This window comes from Providencia sp. Je.9.19 (assembly GCF_051129765.1).
Taxonomy (GTDB): Bacteria; Pseudomonadota; Gammaproteobacteria; order Enterobacterales; family Enterobacteriaceae; genus Providencia.
On record NZ_JBCPSS010000009.1, the window covers coordinates 34,364 to 52,697 of the forward strand.

Below are 18,334 nucleotides of genomic sequence, written 5' to 3' on the forward strand. Positions count from 1 at the left end.
CTTTTACAACATGAAATATGACCGGTCATTCAATCATCCTTGTTCTCTAGCTTTCTTCAAAAACGTTCTGAAACAGGTATCACTGACAATCAAGCCGTAAGCTGGTAAAACGTCCATAATCGCATTCCAAGACATGCCTGATGATTTCATTTCAAATAATTCATCCTGAATATGACACAAAATCGCATTTTTTTTGTAATTCTGATTCAGCGAAGCAAACTGAGTAATTTTTTCTTGTAACTTTTTGTTTTTATGCATTATTACTGTAATAAACCTAACTGTTTTTCGATAGCGTCTAATTCTTCATCAGTTGGAAAAGAATTAGCAGGGCTCTCTTTTATGACTGAATAAGATATCCTTAATACTGAAGCCTTACGAACTTTGCGAGACTCAATTGTAATAGTGATGTCTTTAATGTTTGTTTTTTCACTCAATCCCCTAGCCAATTTCTTGAGTAACTGCCCTAGATCCTTGTAATTCTGGTATAAATACTGCTTATTCTCCTTCTTATCGAGCTTAAATAACCACATCTCATCTTTCAGTTCATCAACACCAATCGTAAAAGATGTGTTGTACTCACGAACGGTATTGCTCTTTGAATACCGCTTCATAATTAATTGGTAAAAATTCGTCATGTTAACATCGGATAATCTAGCCACATGGAATAAATTCATAGTGGTAAATTTCTTAGATAATTCAAAGAAATAAGGGAAAACCTTTTGGTTGAAGTAAATCGTACAATATCCTTCATCAAAGAAGTATTTTGCACCTGAAGTGATGTTCGTTTTAAACGCTCGTTTAAAACCTTCTTCACTAAGATCCTCATAAATATGTGATGATAAAAGAGTGTCAACTGCATCAGGTAAAGCGTTATATGCTGTTTTAATATCCACACCGCATATCTCGGCAAACTGTTTTGCAGTCACATCAAAGCTAATTTCTTCATCTTCGACTTTTTCTCTCGGATCGGAAATCTGTGCAAGAATTAAAAACAAGACTCGCTTGGCAGATATTGGCAAACTGGCAAGTGACAGATTGAAATCATCAGAATGACGAACATTCGTGAAAAGTGTGAGGTTACTAAGCTGTTTCTTCTTCATAGCAACATACAATTTTTAAAATAAAGGAGAATATATGATGAATATACATCAAAGGTTGATTTAGGTAAATTTAAAATCAACCTTTTGCTGGTGGTTGCTATCAATATCCAAAAAATAATTCTAGCAATCTGAAACATAGAAACAATGATATTTTAACATCCCAACAAACATCAATTTTTATTAGCTAAAATCGACAAAGCAGGCAGGTTTCAGATCCTGTCTCACAGGCATCAACCTTTCAGACCTCAGAACCCGTACCAATAGTGAGTTGCCATTTTTGTCTCACAGGCATCAACCTTTCAAGCCCTCAGAACCCGCACCAATAGTGAGTTGCCACTTTTGTCTCACAGGCATCAACCTTTCAAGCCTTCAGAGTCCCCAAGACTTAGATATTCCAGATTCTACCTCGTAAACATCAAACTTAACAGGGTCACATCCGAAAAATACCTTTTCGATGATTGTCTTGCAAACGTCAACCTTTCAGCTCAGCAATCACTTATCCCATTGATATTAATAAATTAAATTGAATTTCATTACCGCACCAGTGTCTTGCAGACATCAACCTTTCAGACCCACACCAAAAAAGTATCTTTTTTGCGGTTGTCTTGCAGACGTCAACCTTTCGGCTCAATAATTACTTATCACATTGATATTAATAGATTAAATTTGATTCCATTACCGCACAGATGTCTTGCAAACATCAACCTTTCAGACCCACACCAAAAAAGTATCTTTTTTGCGGTTGTCTTGCAGACATCAACCTTTCGGCTCAGTAATCACTTATCCCATTGATATTAATAGATTATACTGAATTTCATTACCGCTCCGGTGTCTTGCAGACATCAACCTTTCAACACCTCACCGGAAAAGTATCTTTTTTGCGGTTGTCTTGCAGACGTCAACCTTTCGACTCAGAAATCACTTATCCGATTGATATTAATAGATTAATTTGAATTTCATTACCGCACCGGTGTCTTGCAAACATCAACCTTTCAACGCCCCACCGGAAAAATATCTTTTTTGCGGTTGTCTTACAGACATCAACCTTTCGGCTCTGAAATCATTTATCCCATTGATATTAATAGATTATACTGAATTTCATTACCTCACCGGTGTCTTGCAAACATCAACCTTTCAACGCCTCACCGGAAAAGTATCTTATTTGCGGTTGTCTTGCAAACGTCAACCTTTCGGCTCAGCAATCACTTATCTCATTGATATTAATAGATTAAACTAAATTTCATTACCGAGCCGGTGTCTTGCAGACATCAACCTTTCATCGTGAATTTGGAAAGTACCTTTTTTTACACTATAATAATAACATCAACATTATAAAGTTATCATATTGATATATAACATATAATTACCAATTATCGATCTTAGTGTTTGTCTTACAAACATCAACCTTTTGTGATCAGCACCACAAATAAACTACTTGCAGATAAATAAATAGTTCACCAGCTTCAAACTCATTAAGTTTATGATGATTATTCATATAAAACATCCATTTATCCACAGGAAATTTTTAATTATTTACTAATAAAATCAAACAATTAAATCGTATTTGTACACATTACAACCAGTGAGCATAAAGTGAGCGGTTATATCTTGCAAACATCAACCTTTAGTCTTGCAGACATCAACCTTTAGCCTTGCAGACATCAACCTTTAACCTTGTAAACATCAACCTTTCGTCTTGTAAACATCAACCTTTCGTCTTGCAGATGTCAACCTTTAAACTTCTAATATTATGAAATTAAAGGAATAAACTAGCACCCTAAGTTTTTAAGGTTTTAAGATAAATCAAGAAAAAAAAGATTTTAATATATTGAAATACCCGCGAGTGTGAATAACTAGACCCAAATTGCTAACGCACTCACTTCGCTCGTTTGTTCAACAGCGAGAGACACGAAAACAAGTTTTCATGTCTCTCGCTGTTATAGATGATTAACAAAATTGAACTCAGATTGACCAACAAGCCTAGATCAGTAACTATATCAACCACCTTTAACTATTAAAAAGAAATGATAATGCGATACACAATAGAAAAGCTAATTTCCGCTGATACTGACATTCTTTCCTATTACAAAAAAGCACTTGAATTATGGGACACCATCTTAGAACCCAAACCTGATTATTTAGAACTTTCAAAAGTGCTACCCGCGAAACAATTTGCATTTGAACACCAATGCGGAGGACGCTGGATAGGGCAAGAAATAATGGTCATAACAGGAATCACTCAATTTTATAAAATAGAAGATGGTTTTGGAGAGAGAAAAGACAGTGCAATTCTAGTTTATAAAGCAATATCAAATAGTTATTGCAGTATGGAAGTAAAATCTGTTACTGAACAAGTAGCTAAATACTACTTTCTAACAGAGGTATAATTAATGTCGGAGATCCCAAAGCAATATCAGAAAGATAGCTACATTAATTGGCATCAGTAAACTCTAAAAGAGCTAGATTTAGAAAGAAACATTACTGAATTCCGTGAATCACTAAAGGCTAATAGCGTTGATAAGCTGGCTGTTTTAGGTCAATTATTATTACAGATTAAACAACGAACAGAAGGAGAATGCAAAGTTCAGTTTGGTGGTTTTTTAGCTGGTGAATTTGATGTGCCGATGGACGCATTTATTCCTGAAACTTATCCAAAACTGTATGATTTACTATTTAAATCAACAGCATCAATCATAGAAAAGTGTTGGAGAAAAAACTGTAATCGAACGGATAATTTTGTATGTTTACAAACATTATCTACCGAAATAGCCGACTTGATAAGAACATCCGTAGTATGCCCCACACTACAACACGCAAGGATGTTCACTGAACGTTTGGGTGCTTGGAGAGAACTGTTACCTGAAGAAGATTTAACTGCACAATTTAGCTCGATTGACAATATACAGGTGGATCAAGAAGCTAAATTAGCAAGTGGCTATTTTGCCTATCATACTCTAGTTCGTTTTGTAGATGGTACAGTAGTTGAAGTTCAATTTTACTCCCTGCTAAGTTCTGCTTGGCGAAACATGTCACATAAACTATATGAAAAAACGCGAGTTGATTCTTCAGCTTCTCTAGGATTAGGTACACCTGAAGCCAGACTCATTTCATTAGGTCACATGTTATATTTAGCTGAATACGAGTTAAGCAGATTAACTGAAGAATTTAGTCCACCTAGACGATAGGTATTTAATTATTGTAAATTTAAATTGTATTTAAAAAGCCTGAAGTGAACCCACTCAGGCTTTTTATTTTAATTACAATCAATACAATACAGGTTTTTAAGTGTTACAATTGTACATGCATAACTTATTTTTAACGCTGCGGATAGTTGCTGTATGATGAATACAGCCAGTTCTAGGCGTTGGTATTGATCTATGCCGTGTTCTAGCGTTTGACCAGCTTCAGAGATCTGTAAAATCATTCCTGACTTGATGGTTAGGAACCTCAATCAATAGAGTGACGTATTAATGACGGTGTTTTGATGCCTGTACTTCCATTCAATTAAAGTTATTTTATTTTTTCTTGCTCCTGAGATTATCGATAGGTTAAATTTTCATCTGAAAACCAAATTTTAAGTACACTGAGCCTAGGCTGCCGTTTGTAACCATCGCTTTTTCTCCATTCTATCGCGTCTTACTGATAGTAACTCAGTGGCATGAGCCCCTTTTTCCGCACTCATAAATCTCAACCGGTTGCCGCATAAAATGCATTGGTACGGATCGGTGTTTAAAAATCCTTTGGTCAGAGCGGCAAAGCCCGGTTTATCGGGTATCGAAGGGGCTATCATGTCCAACGCGTTATACACCTTCGGTAATAAGCTGCCGCGTTTGCGGTTGGCTAAAAAACCGTAATAGCGGATCATTTTAAAATGACGGGCAGGAATATGGCTAACATAACGGCGTATCATCTCTTCTTGGGATAAAATTTGTCGCCGATGTTGCTGGCTGTGGTGATCATAATAATGATGAACTACTGCACCACCGCTGTAATGTTTCAATTGAGAGGCAGAGATAGGCGGTCGTTTTAAGTAACGTCCTAGATATTTGACGTTGTGCCACGCGCCTCGGGTTTTCTTAGCAAAATGCAGTTTCCAATAGCGCTGAAATTGGGCATTAAGGTAACGACACCAGGTCGGATAATCGCGAATATGCCCGAAGCCGGGTAATGTGTTGGGTTGTAATGGAAAATAGCTGTCGCGAAGTAATCGAATAACGGCACTACGCCAGACTTTTTCGACGTCTTTCTTTTTGAAAAAAATGGGTTTCCAGGTGTCATATTTCGTAAGTCCGCCTCGGGTCACCGATAAATGAATATGCGGATGTTGATTGAGCTGGCGACCGTAGGTGTGCAGTGCACAAAAGATACCGATTTCGAGCCCAATGCGCTTTGCGTGTTTGAGCATGGCGCGGGTGGCGCAGCGAAAGAGTTGGTTGAGCAAGGGCCAGTTATTGTTGAAGAAAGGCCAAAGCAGGTGGGGCATAGTGAGGGTGATATGTTGCCACTCGCAATCTGGCAAAATATGGCGCTGTTGCGCGATCCATTGTTCGGTACCTTTGAGTCCACATGCGCTGCAGGCTTTGGATTTACAGGTTTGACAAAAGAAGCGGGAATGAGTGCATTCAGGAGAAGAACAGCAATAACGGCGAACGCCCATAGTACAGGTGCTACAGGCGAGCATCTTTTCGACAGAGAGCAGTTGCCATTCATCGACGGGGTTGTTATCAATGAAGCGGTTCCATCCGTCATCGTATTGAAATAGTAATTTAGCGGGTCTGGGAATATACATAGAGCAGAGTATAAAAGACGGGAAGGGAGTTGCCTAGAAATAGAGCGGCTTAGCCGCGATGCTCACGCCAAAGGCGTGCTTATGTTCTATTAGATCAAAGAAAATTTACTTGCGTAGAAGCTTATGATATCGATTCAAGATATCTATTTTAATTTCTCTGAAATGTAAGGAGCTGAGCAAATAAGGCTTGCAATTAGTAGTCAAATTAAATTAAATTGAAGCTGTCACTATACGCACTCAGGTTGTTATTTTGAACATGGTTAGCAAATAATTTTTTCAGAGCATTAGTTGTCGTAATGTAATTGATTTTCTTACAAAAAGTAAGATAAATCATAATTTATATTTTTGAGACATTCATTAACTCAATATATCGTCGTATTATCAATACTGTTCTTATTCGAGGCCCTATACGATTTTTCTATGATGTAGTTAAACTTATTTTATCTCGGACTATCCGTGATGTACTCATTTTGACACTATACTATAAACCCTATTCTGATTTGTTGGTAAAGTGTTCAATAAGAGTAAACTTCTTCAGTTATAGTACTTTAATTGTGAATAAAATGAACTACTTAATAAATGATCGTGTTACATATGATAGTCTTAACGGGAAATTGTACATTCTCAATGATGGAGAAGTGGTTAGATTATCTAAAACCTTAAATCGGTTAATGTTAGTTTTTGTGCAAAATAGCAATAAAATTTTAGATAGGGAACAATTATTACTATCTGTCTGGCAAGGGCATAACCAAGTTGTTTCTGATAATAATTTAAACAGTAATATATCTGTTTTGCGACGCTATTTATCTTCATTCTTTGATGAAGATATGATTTTAACGATCCCTAAAATTGGATTTAAGTTTTCTGCACAGGTTGTCGTTGAAGAAAAAATAAATCTCGAACCTCAAAACTTAAATAACAAAAAAAATTTATTAATTAATAATAAGTCTAAGAAAAAATTATGGTTTTTTTTAGGATTGACTATTTTTAGTATTGTTTTTATTTTGGGCTTTGTTTACATTAAACATAAAAATTATAGTGTAAGTTACCCTATAGTGGGAAAAATCGATCAATGTATTGTTTATTATATTAATGATGATTACAAACTCGATGTGAAAAACTTTTCTGAAAATACGCTAAAAGAAAAAATTAGTTATTTAGGCATAAATTGTAAGCTCCCTGCTAAAGTTTATTATTATGTCTCTTCTATTTCGATGAGAGATGATGATAAGGGAACTTTATTTTTATCATACTGCCCTGAAACTTCTAAAAATCAACCAGTGATGAGTTGTGAGACCTTCTATGAAAAGTAAAAATATAAAAAAAATATTGTTTTTTATGTTTTTTTTAATTTTGTTTTTTTGTGTAATTTATTTTTTCTTTAAAAGAAAGGAACCTTTAACGATATCAACCTGTTATTCAATATTTAAAATAAAAATAAATGATGGAGCATCTACTAGTGAGGGAGGTTATTTATTGAATTTCATTTTTGATGAGGGCAATGAACATAATTTTTCACTTGTTATGAACGGTAATCTTCGTCTACATGATAAAAATTACAATATAGCACGTAAATATATATTTAGTTATAAGATACAAGGGAATTATTTATTTTCTAAAGTAGATGGCATTTTTATTGACCCTGCCGATCAAGTAGGTGAAAAAAATAAAATGTATAAAATACCAAAATTAAATCAGAGATATATTTTTAAAATTATCAAGTTAGATAGTAATAGGTATCTTTTTATGGAAAATTTAGCACCTGTTTTTATTTGTAGTAGTAAATAAATTAAGATATCATTACTAATTTACTTCTTTAATTATAATCGAACAATAGGATGGTGGATAAACCTGTAGTGTTCACTCCCCATTAATTAAGAAACACCACCTTAGCGTTTTCTAACTGTTTACGATAGGCCTCAGGTGGGAGGTGATTTAAACTTTCATGAGTCCTATTTTGATTATAATTTTGCAGTCAAAATCAAATCATTTCATTTCTCTGATGATTTGAGTTTCAGTAAAATGCGCTTTTTTCATCATAACCTCTGCAATTGTTAGGGCAGAAAATCTAATTATAGCTGTCTTATTTTAGGGAGAGTGGATAATTATAATCTACATTTCTTGGACGAACATTACAGTATTTCCAGCTGGATCATTGAGCTGCGCAATCTTTATAAATCCTAGATCCTGTATTTCGCTAACGGCAACACCAACGTTTTGACAAATTATTTTTTGTGCTTCAATATTGCGAACACAGCAAACTACAAATGATTTACCTACAAGGTTTAAGTCAGGAGTAACCGAAATTTGAATCAAAGCATTTTCAACTAGTTTCCATTCTGCGATTCCTTCATCAGGTGTAACATCTGGCTTGCGCCCAAGCCATCTGCCGTACCATTCAACGGATCCTTCAAAATCATTTACGTGAAGAACGGAAACAATACTCGTAAAGTTATTATTTATCATTTATTTACTCTCCTAATTAAATTGAAAAATTCGTTTTTTAACTTTCTTACGACTCCAAATTTATTGTTAGTTTTGAGATTAAATGTAAAAGAAATGTAATCTCAATTACAGATATGATATCTCATTTAACAATGAAATTATTGGGTTTCGTATCTAGCCTTGACCCAGATTCATAATATACATAAAGCAGAATATAAAAGGTGAGAAGAGAATTACTTAAAATAGAGCTGTTTTGTAACGATACCTAATTCTACGGAGTGCTTATGTTCCAACTGGAGATAAAATGATTATTACCTCTATAATTGATGAAGGTTAAGTTGTAGTGGTCAACATAAAAGAGTAATGGATTACTGGTTCTGGTAACTTCACCTGCTGATAAATGCTGTAAATTCAGTAGTCAACTTTATCAAATCAAGATTTATAAAGCCTAAATTCTCCATAAATAGCCAATAAATTTCGAGTTATTCATTTATTATTTTTAATAAATGGTTTTGGTTTAGTAGTTTTCCTTCGATTATACCAATGATACTTTGCTCAGCTATAACCTCGTATAATATTGCTACATTTCTATTGGATAGTTACAAAATTTAGTATATCTCGAGCCATTTTCAGTACTTTAGCATTGGTATTGCATCTGATTAAGATGTAAACATCCCATTAACTCGTTTTTATGCAAATAAATTACGTATTGTAGCGATATAAGTCCTGCGTTTTCCTTGCTTAAATAAATAGCCTGCATCATTAGCTTACACTGGATTGACCTTTGTGATTGATAACTGACGATTAAGTCATTAATGTGGCTAGTCTTCCTTTAATTTTTAGTATAACAAGAGATTATGCAACTCATTTAAAACACTTTAAAAGAGTGTTTGTTGTTTTTTTTTGGTTTAATTTTCCTTGGCGAGTCTTAAAATGATTTGTAATTAGATTAATAATTTTAATTTCCATTGTTTACTGAAATTTAATTCTGATTTGGTTTTTTTTAGGTAGAATATGTTCCATCGGTGAGCTGTGGATATAAGAACAAATAGGAATTATGAAAAACACTATTTTAGTAGAAATCTATTCATATGTAGCTATATGGCTTGACGGGAGAGTCAAAATAATAAAAGCATACTTATGATTAGTAAATATAACATTACTAGTAATATATTGTTACAAAAAGAGTAAAACTTTAATTGTTATTAAAATGTTAATTTAAATTTTATGTATATTATTGTTTAATTTATTTTTTATATATTCATTACGCTATAGAGTTGTTTTTTTTTACGCCGTACAGTTGAGTTTTTTTTTTAATATAAACATCTTTTAAATTCTAGCTGTATTTAGTATTGAAATAACAACGAATAATTGTATTATGAAAACGGTTGGAGGCAAGATGATTGCTATACTTTTTCTCTTTTATAGGGTCATCAAGGTGTTAAAATGCTTAGTGAAATTAAATTTGTATTGCATGATAAATCTGCTATTAAAAAAATAATTGCTAAAAATGTAGGGATAAAAATAAAAACAATCAGGAAAACATATAAGGTAAGTGGTTTTATTTTGGCTGGATTTATTGGTGTGTCACAGCAGCAACTATCAAAATATGAGAATGGCCATAGTGATATCCCTATATCAAAAATAACACTAATAGCGCTATATTTTAGCGTGGATATTAATTATTTTCTTACTAAGTAAATGGAATTTTTATATTTTTTATTATCATTTTATTTGGTGAATATATTATGAAAACGGAAAAAAACCTTCGAGAAGATATAGGTGGCTTTATACGTAAATCTCGTCAAGAAAAAGCTCTATCTGCTAGCCAGTTAGGAGAATTAGTTAAACTAAGCCAACAACAAATTTCTCGTTATGAGTGTGGTATTACAAACATTAATGTTGAGATGCTAAATTTATTTCTAACTGTTTTAGATAAGACTTGGACTGATTTCTTATTTAGTGTAATCGCTTACCATTCTAAAGAAGTTGAAAGATTAAAAACACAGTTATATTAATAACTCGAATTAATTCAAGCAGAACGTTAATTTTCTGTTTATTAATTGCCTTATCATTATGATCAGGTGAGTGGGTTTACCCCCTACTAATGAGTGGCTGTTGCCATTCTTGCTTTGTAGTTTAAATTTTAGAAATAAATTTTTATTTCTATTGTTATCGTTATCTATATTAAGGATTTTAGTATGAAATTAAATAAATTATCTGTTGCTGTTTTATTTGCTGCGTCAACATTGTCTAGCGCTGTATTAGCAAGTGGTAACACGGGCGAATTACATTTCAGCGGCCAAGTGGTTAATGCACCATGTAATATCGAATCCGAAAGTATTAAACAAGAAGTTCCTTTTGGTCAACTTTCTCGTGCTGCTTTAGAAGCCGGTAATGCCGCGGAAAAAGATATCGCGATTAAACTTAAAGGCTGTAATTTTGATGAGTTCAGCAAAGATGCTGACGATAAATGGGTTGCGGTTAAAGACATTAAAATGACTTTTGGTGGCAAAAACTATGTTGGTACTAACAAGGAATTCTTAGGAACAACAGGCTCTGCAAAAAACATCGGTGTTCAGATCAAAGACTTTAAATTTGATGAAGCAAAATCTGTGATGAACCAAATTCGTAATAAACAAGGCGAAAACGTTTTAGAATTTACCGCATTAGCAAAACGCGTTGATGGTGCAACAGCCGTTACTGAAGGTGAATTTAGCTCGATTGCTGATTTTAAAATCACATACGAGTAATATTTTTAAAGGGAGGGTTATTCCTCCCTATAAAAAGGTTCATTATGAAAAAACACATTTATTTATGGACGACGTTATTATTCAGTCCGCTGAGTGCTTATGCAATAAATTCTAACGTGGGGCATGTGCAAGATGGGCTCCGTGGTGAGGCAGTCATGCAAGGCTATATTGTTGCGGCACCCTGCTCTATTGAAACAGACAGCCAATATCAATATATCAACTATGACTATATTTCTAATTTTAATATTAATGAAATAGGAGATAGAAAGATAACGCGAAAACCCTTTTATATCAAACTGAATAACTGCATCAGCGAATATAATAATAATAACCACAAAGGCATTAAAATTCGCTTCTTTGCTCCGCAAGATAAATACAGCAACGCCATAACACTTTCAGGCCCCAAGCCCGGTGTTGTTTTATATATTTACGATAACAATGACAGTTTATTAATGTTAAATAAACTCTATTCCATATCCGATAACTATATTTATTTCGATCGTAAAAGTAAAGAAAGCTATTTGAAATATGAAACAGAACTAGGCACAAGTAATAATGAAATTATCCCTGGGGATTATTTTACCACGATTAAATTCAATGTTACTTACGATTAATAAATACACGCATAATTAATTTGATGAAAAAACCATGGTTAAACTGAATATTTATTCCTACCTTATTGTGACGTCTTTTTTATCGTCGGTTTCGTCAATCGCCTATGCGGTCGAATTTAATACGGATATGCTAGATACCGAAGATTCACAGAATATTGATTTTAGCCAGTTTTCTCAGGCCGGATTTATTATGCCTGGCACTTACCATTTAACAGTCAAAGTGAATAATGAAAGTGTGGGCAGTGCGCAAGATATTACGGTGATCGCACCACAATCCCAACAAAGTCACTTATTCAGCACCGTGTGTGTGCCTTCCAATATTCTAGACCGTTTAGGGCTAACATCGGATGCCATCCAATTAGTCCAATACCGTGATGATGGAAAATGCTTGGATTTATCAGCGCTTGAAGGCGCATCCTTAAATGTGGACTTGTCCACACTCACGCTCTCCATTTTAATTCCACAAAGCTATTTGGAATACACCGACCCGAGTTGGGTGCCCCCTTCCCGTTGGGAAGAAGGGGTTAATGGCTTTTTATTGGATTACAACCTAACGGGTTCTTTAACGCGCAGAAATTCAGGCTCACGTGAGTCGTATCTTTCAGCCAACGGAACTACGGGGCTGAATATCGGCGCATGGCGCTTACGGGGTGATTACCAAGCTAACTACCGTAAATCCACGGGGAGCTTTGAGAACCAATACAGCGATGTCGCCTTTAGCCGACTCTTTGCGTATCGCTCAATTAAATCCATCGCGTCTATTTTAACGCTGGGTGAAAACTACTTTTACTCCGCTATTTTTGACTCTTGGCAGTACACCGGTATTTCCCTTGAAACCGATGAAAATATGATGCCGCCAAAATTAACAGGCTATGCCCCTGAAATTATTGGTATCGCCCAGACTAATGCGACAGTCATTGTCAAAAGCCATAACCGTATTGTATTAGAAACTACCGTGCCTGCGGGGCCGTTTCGTATCCAAACACTCGATAGCTCCATTCGTGGGACGCTAGATGTCACGGTGCGTGAAGAAAACGGTGAAGAACAACAGTTTAGTATTACCACGGCCGCGTTACCTTACTTAACAAGGCCGGGGCAAATTCGCTATAAATTTGCCGCAGGGAAACCTCGTTTTAATGGCCGAGAGCTTGAAGGGGATTTAACCGCGTCAGGCGAGTTGTCCTATGGGTTAAATAACCTGTGGTCTGTTTATGGCGGATCGGTTTTATCAAAAAATTACCAAGCCTTTTCGGCAGGTTTTGGCCGTGACTTGTTTAGGTTCGGCAGCCTTTCCTTTGACGCCACGCAGTCACATGCACAGTTAATTGATAAAACATTAACTGGGCGAAGCTACCGTCTCAGTTATTCCAAATCGTTTGACGAAGCCAGAACAGATATTACGTTCGCAGGGTACCGTTTCTCGGATGAAACCTACCGCTCTTTGCAGCAAACCTTGGATGAGCGCCGAACAGGCAATGAAACCCAAGCACAAAAAGAAAGCTACCAAGTCAATATCAACAAATATTTTGATGATTTCTCGCTGGGTGGCAACTACCAATACAACACCTATTGGAATAGTGAAACTGAAGAACAGTACAGTTTATATCTGAGCACCCTGTTAAATTGGGCGGCGGTGGGACTGAAAAATATTAACCTCACTGCATCGGCAACTCGTTCAAAAAGAGCAGGCTACCAAGATGATGCCATCAGCCTATATTTTACCATTCCCTTATCCCAAGGCAGCAGCTTTAGCTTTTCGGAGGGCTACACGCGGGATCAAAATGGGAAACATAGCTCAACCCACAATATGGGCTACAGCGGGTACAGCGATCAGCGTAGCTATAACCTGAATGTGGGCTACCAAACTGGGAGCAACCAAGATAACCAAACCAGCTTCAGCGGCTATTTAAGTCAAAACCTCCCGTATGCCTCTATTTCAGGGAATGCCAGCTATGTGCCCAATGAATACCACAGCGTGGGGGGCTCAATTAATGGCGGGTTCACCTTAATTAAAGAAGGGATCGCCATGCACCAAGCAGCCTATGGAGGCACTCGTCTCGTCGTCGAAACGCCGGGCGCCGCGAATGTACCGCTCAGTGGTGGGGTGTATCAAACGAACCACTTTGGCCTTGCGGTCTTACCGAATGTGAGCAGTTACCGAAAAACCAGCGCATCGATTAATACCAGTAAGTTACCAAAAGATGTGGAAGCATTAGAGACCGTCGCAGATGCCACGTTAACTCGCGGTGCCATTGGCTATCGTAGCCTAAATGTGATTCAAGGTGAAAAAACTTTTACGCGCTTAAAACTCGCGGATAACAGTTACCCGCCATTTGGGGCCAGCGTGCGTAATAGCAACAATATTGAGCTCGGCATTGTTGGTGAGCAAGGCATTACGTGGATTGTCGGCATTCGAGCCAAAGAATTATTAAATATCTATTGGGGAAATAAACTTCAGTGCAGTGCACACGTTCCTGACGTCATTAACCCTCAGGACGTTTACCCCACTATCATTTGTCGTTAAGAAGAGAACTAAGATGAAATTGAACCGCCCTTTTTTATATTTGACTACAGCATTTACGCTCACGGTCAGTGTCTTGAGCACGGCTCACGCCGCTGTCACGCTTGACCGTACGCGTATTATTTTTGATGGTAATCAGTCTTCTATCAACATTACCATCCGCAATGACAACCCTGAACTGCCTTACTTGGCACAGTCCTGGTTAGAAAATGACACAGAGCAAAAACTCGAAACGGGCCCGATTATTGCCACGCCGCCTATTCAGCGTATGGAGCCCAAATCCACCAGTTTAGTGCGTTTAAGTACCGCCCCTGACGTGGCGAAATTACCCCAAGACCGAGAATCGCTGTTTTATTACAACCTGCGTGAAATTCCGCCGAAATCATCCAACGCCGGTGTGTTGCAAATTGCATTACAAAGCCGCGTAAAACTGTTTTATCGCCCTGAAAGCATTGTGGCACAAAGTAAAACAGATTGGCCAAAACATATCACGCTAACACCTACGGCCACGGGCTACACGTTAAATAACCCCACACCGTTTTATCTCACAGTGATTGGGATTGGCAATAGCCAAAAGCAATCGGAAGAGAGTGATTTTGAAGCCATCATGGTGCCACCAAAATCAAACCAAATCATTAAATCGGCAAAATTTTCAACCCCTTACCTGACCTACATTAATGATTATGGCGGGAAGCCGTCACTGGCATTCAAGTGCCAAGCGTCACAGTGCCGTGTCACGGAATAATGTGCCAAAAAGAGAAAGGAGCAGGACAATGAAATTAAGTTACTTCGCGCTATGGGCTTTTGCAGTTCCTACTTTTGCACAATCCACTGCACCCGTCACGACGGGCACCGTCTATGTCAACGCCCGTATTGTGACTGCTCCTTGTCAGCCTGTGATTTCATTGAAATTAAATGAAAAAATGTTACTTGCACTAAATTATCAACTGGAAATGAATTTTACTCATTGCCGCAAATCAGGGCAGCAATCTACTTGGGTGCCTTTTACTTTGACGCTAGGTACTCAAAAGTACATGTTCTCACAGCCTCTGTCCAATAACACTTTTGTGTTATCGCTTCCAGCCAATAAAGCGGCTCAACGTTTGGAAATAAATTATGACTAAGTACACAATCTTTTTATTTAGCCTTTTATTCCTCACGGCGAATAACACTTTTGCCAACAGCCTCACAGTGTATTTTGGAGGGGTACTCATGCCATTGGGGTGTCGCCTCAGTGATGATGATGCCCAGAAAAAAATATATCTTTCTGGGCTGCGCTTTTCATCCCTCGAAACCTTGGGGCGCTCTGATATGCAACCTTTTAAACTGGATATCGTGGATTGTTCCGAGATGACATTAAATAAAACCATCAAAATCACCTTAAACACCCAAAATACAGAAGTACACAATGGTATTCACTACCTGAAAACAACCGGTGAATCCAATGTGTTATTAGCGCTGACCGACAGTAATGGCAAAGAGCTCGACCTAAATACAAAAATAGATGTCAGTACCGTCACTGAATCAGGAAAGGGGTCAATTAACACCCTGGCATTTGGGGTGTATGCGCAAAAACCCTTTAATGCACGTTTAAAAACTGGCGGGTTTGCCTCGATCGTGACGTTCAACCTGGATTATCAATAAGGCAGATGAACATGAAACTGACACGCTTTATTTTCCCTTTCATGGGGCTATTAATTTCCTTTGGTACTCAAGCCGATATATTGCTGTCCCTGTCTGCCAAGTTAGTGCGGCCAGCTTGTGTGTTAACCGCCGAAAATGGTGAAAAAGCGCTATCGATTAATTTCCGAGAAGTGGCCTTAGATAGATTAACGGAAGAAAAACAATCGTTTGGTATTTTGATTAAGCAATGTGATGTTCGTAAGAACTTACAGGTTTACCTTTCACCAAAGGAAGGCAATACCCTGACCGTTAATAACGAAACGGTACTGGCGACCTCAATTAATGGGTTAGGTATTCGTTTTTCAGAAGAAAATAAAAGCACCGCACTGAACTTACACAAATGGGAAAGGATCGCCCCCACTGTCAGTGGAGATACAGGGAAAATCGTTATTCAGTCGCAACTGGTGACTAACCAAGCCTTAGAAAACCTGACCGCTGGGCCATTTAGCGCGGCCTTATCGGTGATGATTGATTACCTGTAATAGTGGGAAACCGTATGAAAATGTTAAGAATGTATTCGCAATTGCTTTTATTATTACCGCTGTGTTTAAGCAGCCTACATGCACAGGCCACCCGCTATGCACCCGCGGGGGGGGGCTACAAAATGAATTTAGTTTCAAACAATTCGGTTGTTGCGAGCACCCCAACAATGGGCACAGATAACAATGAATATTTCCTAATTGCCCCACCTAACAGTTCGGGGATTGTTATTGATCAATTGACAGCAGCCGCTTACGGCGAAACAATATGTACTGTTAATTACCTTGAGGGAAATTATGGGAAAGGGCTAACTCAATTTTCAGCTTATCATCGCGTTTTTGCTTATATGCCAGAAGCCGGGTTTTCACTAAATGGATTAAAAGCCTATAAAATTAATTCAAATACTTTTTTCACCCTTTATTCTGAAAATGGTATTACTAGCGGGTGGCGAAATCTCGCTGCTACAGGATGTTCATATACCGAAATGGGGCCACATAGCGCTGGTTACTTTAACGCGCAATTTCCGTTTGAAGTGAGGGTTTATGTTAAAGAAATCCCTGTTGATGGCAAAATTATTATTCCTGATGCGATGATTGCAGGTTATACCCGTATATTCCAAGACCCAGGGACTCCGACTCTTTACGTCCCTGCAGATAAAGCTACTATTAAATTAGACCTCACGACATCTGTGGTTAATTACCCGTCAAATTGCCGTTCCAATATTGATAATCTCAATATTGACCATAAAACACTGGATGCCTATGAATTTAACAGTAAGGAAACACGCACCGTTACGTATACTTGTGAACGTGTTCAGCCCGTGAAGGTAAAATTAAAATTAGATTATGCCACTGACAGCGACCCAGAAAAACGCGTTCCGTTAAAATCAGGCAATAATACCATTTACTCTAAAGTCATGCTTTATGATGAACAAACCAATAAAAGTGGAAAAGAAATTGAAACGACGATTGATAAAGTCAAAAGTATTCGTATTGAAAGCCAACTCTCGGGGTCAAAGGCAGAGCCAGGGGACTACAAAGGCAATGCTTGGCTGATTAGTACATTTATATAATATACAAATTAATTTCTTAAGTTAATTTTTAGCCTTAAAGCGTATCCTAATATAGTAGTGATTGAATCAGTAATGTTATAGTCTGAAAGAAACGCATGTTAAAAGTATCCCCTTAGTTATCATGAATAAAGAAGAAATAACATGAGTTATACATACTGACATCTTTCTATCGTTTGGGCTAGGCATAGGCTATGCTATATTAGCCTGAAGCCAGCCCTAAACGGGACTATTAACTGGAGTCATATGTACAGGCTCAAGAAAAGGATAACCTATAAAATCAGATGATTAAATTTATACTGCTTATTATTCAGATTTTATTTGTTCTAAATATTTCTATTGAACGAGTTTGATGTTTTATTAAGGCATCGATCATATCGTCATTATTGAGTGTGTGTTGAGGTTTATTTTCTGTATGCCTTCGAGATGGTTCATTACCCGCTAGAACATCCTGAGAACGTGTATTATCACGTTTATCATGAATCACTTTTAGTCGTTTAACATCTTCCAAGGTAAAAAACTCCGCTCTATAAGCCGTCATGTGAACCCCTTAAATGGTGAGCCTACGTGACGGACATATTAAACTTAGCCCAGAGCGGACATTACAACTTTGCTACTACAACTTAAGTTCGCATAATCTAGATTATGTTAAACGGGAAGTAATAACCAATAACTTCATGAGATGGATCCTTTCAATGATTTAGCTCTTTAAAGCCCTACTGATTTGTTGGCAACCCCCGTAGCCCGATATACCTGCTTCATTGAGCGACTTGGTTGTAATATTTATCAACAAGATAACGATGCATTTCTGATACTAAAAAATAAACTGATAATATAGCGTAGGTTGAGTTTTACTCTTGTTTTCTTTCTAACTAAAGTT

At 37.0% G+C, this 18,334-nt stretch carries 18 protein-coding genes; 14 read left to right on the forward strand and 4 right to left on the reverse strand.

Annotated elements, in window-relative coordinates:
* Positions 1 to 260 precede the first annotated feature (260 nt).
* Positions 261 to 1,100, reverse strand: a complete 840-nt coding sequence (locus tag AAZR93_RS20270; RefSeq protein ID WP_294350591.1) for a replication initiation protein — start codon at positions 1,098 to 1,100, stop codon at positions 261 to 263.
* A gap of 2,030 nt (positions 1,101 to 3,130) precedes the next feature.
* Here AAZR93_RS20270 and AAZR93_RS20275 point away from each other — a divergent pair.
* Together AAZR93_RS20275 and AAZR93_RS20280 are read left to right on the forward strand one after the other, a co-directional pair.
* A complete protein-coding gene (locus AAZR93_RS20275; RefSeq protein WP_294350588.1) occupies positions 3,131 to 3,487 on the forward strand; it encodes a hypothetical protein in 357 nt (118 codons plus the stop codon).
* 231 nt (positions 3,488 to 3,718) lie between these two features.
* A complete protein-coding gene (locus AAZR93_RS20280; protein WP_434720881.1) occupies positions 3,719 to 4,285 on the forward strand; it encodes a hypothetical protein in 567 nt (188 codons plus the stop codon).
* Positions 4,286 to 4,689: 404 nt separating this feature from the next.
* Here AAZR93_RS20280 and AAZR93_RS20285 read toward each other — a convergent pair whose 3' ends face one another.
* Complete coding sequence (locus AAZR93_RS20285; RefSeq protein WP_434720882.1) at positions 4,690 to 5,889, reverse strand: IS91 family transposase; 1,200 nt, start codon at positions 5,887 to 5,889, stop codon at positions 4,690 to 4,692.
* Between the two features lie 563 nt (positions 5,890 to 6,452).
* Here AAZR93_RS20285 and AAZR93_RS20290 point away from each other — a divergent pair.
* Both AAZR93_RS20290 and AAZR93_RS20295 read left to right on the forward strand, forming a co-directional pair.
* Positions 6,453 to 7,202: a winged helix-turn-helix domain-containing protein gene (locus AAZR93_RS20290; RefSeq protein WP_434720883.1), complete on the forward strand. Its 750-nt coding sequence runs from the start codon at positions 6,453 to 6,455 to the stop codon at positions 7,200 to 7,202.
* The gene (locus AAZR93_RS20295; RefSeq protein WP_434720884.1) at positions 7,192 to 7,677 is read left to right on the forward strand and encodes a hypothetical protein; all 486 of its coding nucleotides are present in this window, start codon (positions 7,192 to 7,194) and stop codon (positions 7,675 to 7,677) included. Before AAZR93_RS20290 ends, AAZR93_RS20295 begins: the two co-directional genes overlap by 11 nt.
* 324 nt (positions 7,678 to 8,001) lie before the next feature.
* On the opposite strand, the gene AAZR93_RS20300 is transcribed toward AAZR93_RS20295, so the two are convergent.
* Entirely contained in the window at positions 8,002 to 8,355 is a 354-nt protein-coding gene (locus AAZR93_RS20300; protein ID WP_434720885.1) for a VOC family protein, read from the reverse strand.
* Between the two features lie 1,425 nt (positions 8,356 to 9,780).
* On the opposite strand from AAZR93_RS20300, the gene AAZR93_RS20305 reads away from it, so the two are divergent.
* The 10 genes from AAZR93_RS20305 to AAZR93_RS20350 all read left to right on the forward strand — a co-directional run bounded on the left by AAZR93_RS20305 (position 9,781) and on the right by AAZR93_RS20350 (position 17,457).
* Positions 9,781 to 10,035, forward strand: a complete 255-nt coding sequence (locus AAZR93_RS20305) for a helix-turn-helix domain-containing protein (protein WP_434720886.1) — start codon at positions 9,781 to 9,783, stop codon at positions 10,033 to 10,035.
* A gap of 47 nt (positions 10,036 to 10,082) precedes the next feature.
* Complete coding sequence (locus AAZR93_RS20310; RefSeq protein ID WP_434720887.1) at positions 10,083 to 10,352, forward strand: helix-turn-helix domain-containing protein; 270 nt, start codon at positions 10,083 to 10,085, stop codon at positions 10,350 to 10,352.
* Between the two features lie 183 nt (positions 10,353 to 10,535).
* A complete protein-coding gene (locus AAZR93_RS20315; RefSeq protein WP_434720888.1) occupies positions 10,536 to 11,087 on the forward strand; it encodes a fimbrial protein in 552 nt (183 codons plus the stop codon).
* A gap of 44 nt (positions 11,088 to 11,131) precedes the next feature.
* A complete protein-coding gene (locus AAZR93_RS20320; RefSeq protein ID WP_434720889.1) occupies positions 11,132 to 11,701 on the forward strand; it encodes a fimbrial protein in 570 nt (189 codons plus the stop codon).
* A gap of 34 nt (positions 11,702 to 11,735) precedes the next feature.
* Positions 11,736 to 14,225, forward strand: coding sequence for a fimbria/pilus outer membrane usher protein (locus AAZR93_RS20325; protein ID WP_434720890.1), 2,490 nt, complete (start codon positions 11,736 to 11,738; stop codon positions 14,223 to 14,225).
* Between the two features lie 13 nt (positions 14,226 to 14,238).
* Positions 14,239 to 14,967, forward strand: a complete 729-nt coding sequence (locus AAZR93_RS20330; protein ID WP_434720891.1) for a fimbrial biogenesis chaperone — start codon at positions 14,239 to 14,241, stop codon at positions 14,965 to 14,967.
* Between the two features lie 28 nt (positions 14,968 to 14,995).
* Positions 14,996 to 15,346 (forward strand): hypothetical protein, encoded by a 351-nt coding sequence (locus AAZR93_RS20335; protein WP_434720892.1) that lies wholly within the window; start codon positions 14,996 to 14,998, stop codon positions 15,344 to 15,346.
* Positions 15,339 to 15,866 carry a fimbrial protein gene (locus tag AAZR93_RS20340; protein ID WP_434720893.1) on the forward strand — a complete coding sequence of 176 codons (528 nt, stop codon included), beginning with the start codon at positions 15,339 to 15,341 and terminating at the stop codon, positions 15,864 to 15,866. The genes AAZR93_RS20335 and AAZR93_RS20340 overlap by 8 nt, the downstream gene beginning before the upstream one ends.
* 11 nt (positions 15,867 to 15,877) lie before the next feature.
* On the forward strand, positions 15,878 to 16,387 hold the full coding sequence (locus AAZR93_RS20345) for a fimbrial protein (protein WP_434720894.1): 510 nt from the start codon (positions 15,878 to 15,880) through the stop codon (positions 16,385 to 16,387).
* 14 nt (positions 16,388 to 16,401) lie between these two features.
* Positions 16,402 to 17,457, forward strand: coding sequence for an MrpH family fimbial adhesin (locus AAZR93_RS20350; RefSeq protein ID WP_434720895.1), 1,056 nt, complete (start codon positions 16,402 to 16,404; stop codon positions 17,455 to 17,457).
* A 307-nt stretch (positions 17,458 to 17,764) separates the two neighbouring features.
* On the opposite strand, the gene AAZR93_RS20355 is transcribed toward AAZR93_RS20350, so the two are convergent.
* Positions 17,765 to 17,995: a hypothetical protein gene (locus AAZR93_RS20355; RefSeq protein WP_434720896.1), complete on the reverse strand. Its 231-nt coding sequence runs from the start codon at positions 17,993 to 17,995 to the stop codon at positions 17,765 to 17,767.
* Between the last annotated feature and the right edge of the window lie 339 nt (positions 17,996 to 18,334).

Excerpts from the sequence above, each read along its gene's own strand:
- AAZR93_RS20355 (WP_434720896.1), bottom strand. The coding sequence starts at position 17,995 with ATGACGGCTTATAGAGCGGAGTTTTTTACCTTGGAAGATGTTAAACGA.
- AAZR93_RS20285 (WP_434720882.1), bottom strand. The coding sequence starts at position 5,889 with ATGTATATTCCCAGACCCGCTAAATTACTATTTCAATACGATGACGGA.
- AAZR93_RS20325 (WP_434720890.1), top strand. The coding sequence starts at position 11,736 with ATGGTTAAACTGAATATTTATTCCTACCTTATTGTGACGTCTTTTTTA.
- AAZR93_RS20340 (WP_434720893.1), top strand. The coding sequence starts at position 15,339 with ATGACTAAGTACACAATCTTTTTATTTAGCCTTTTATTCCTCACGGCG.
- AAZR93_RS20300 (WP_434720885.1), bottom strand. The coding sequence starts at position 8,355 with ATGATAAATAATAACTTTACGAGTATTGTTTCCGTTCTTCACGTAAAT.
- AAZR93_RS20350 (WP_434720895.1), top strand. The coding sequence starts at position 16,402 with ATGAAAATGTTAAGAATGTATTCGCAATTGCTTTTATTATTACCGCTG.
- AAZR93_RS20345 (WP_434720894.1), top strand. The coding sequence starts at position 15,878 with ATGAAACTGACACGCTTTATTTTCCCTTTCATGGGGCTATTAATTTCC.
- AAZR93_RS20270 (WP_294350591.1), bottom strand. The coding sequence starts at position 1,100 with ATGAAGAAGAAACAGCTTAGTAACCTCACACTTTTCACGAATGTTCGT.
- AAZR93_RS20310 (WP_434720887.1), top strand. The coding sequence starts at position 10,083 with ATGAAAACGGAAAAAAACCTTCGAGAAGATATAGGTGGCTTTATACGT.
- AAZR93_RS20330 (WP_434720891.1), top strand. The coding sequence starts at position 14,239 with ATGAAATTGAACCGCCCTTTTTTATATTTGACTACAGCATTTACGCTC.
- AAZR93_RS20295 (WP_434720884.1), top strand. The coding sequence starts at position 7,192 with ATGAAAAGTAAAAATATAAAAAAAATATTGTTTTTTATGTTTTTTTTA.
- AAZR93_RS20320 (WP_434720889.1), top strand. The coding sequence starts at position 11,132 with ATGAAAAAACACATTTATTTATGGACGACGTTATTATTCAGTCCGCTG.
- AAZR93_RS20305 (WP_434720886.1), top strand. The coding sequence starts at position 9,781 with ATGCTTAGTGAAATTAAATTTGTATTGCATGATAAATCTGCTATTAAA.
- AAZR93_RS20315 (WP_434720888.1), top strand. The coding sequence starts at position 10,536 with ATGAAATTAAATAAATTATCTGTTGCTGTTTTATTTGCTGCGTCAACA.
- AAZR93_RS20335 (WP_434720892.1), top strand. The coding sequence starts at position 14,996 with ATGAAATTAAGTTACTTCGCGCTATGGGCTTTTGCAGTTCCTACTTTT.
- AAZR93_RS20290 (WP_434720883.1), top strand. The coding sequence starts at position 6,453 with ATGAACTACTTAATAAATGATCGTGTTACATATGATAGTCTTAACGGG.
- AAZR93_RS20275 (WP_294350588.1), top strand. The coding sequence starts at position 3,131 with ATGCGATACACAATAGAAAAGCTAATTTCCGCTGATACTGACATTCTT.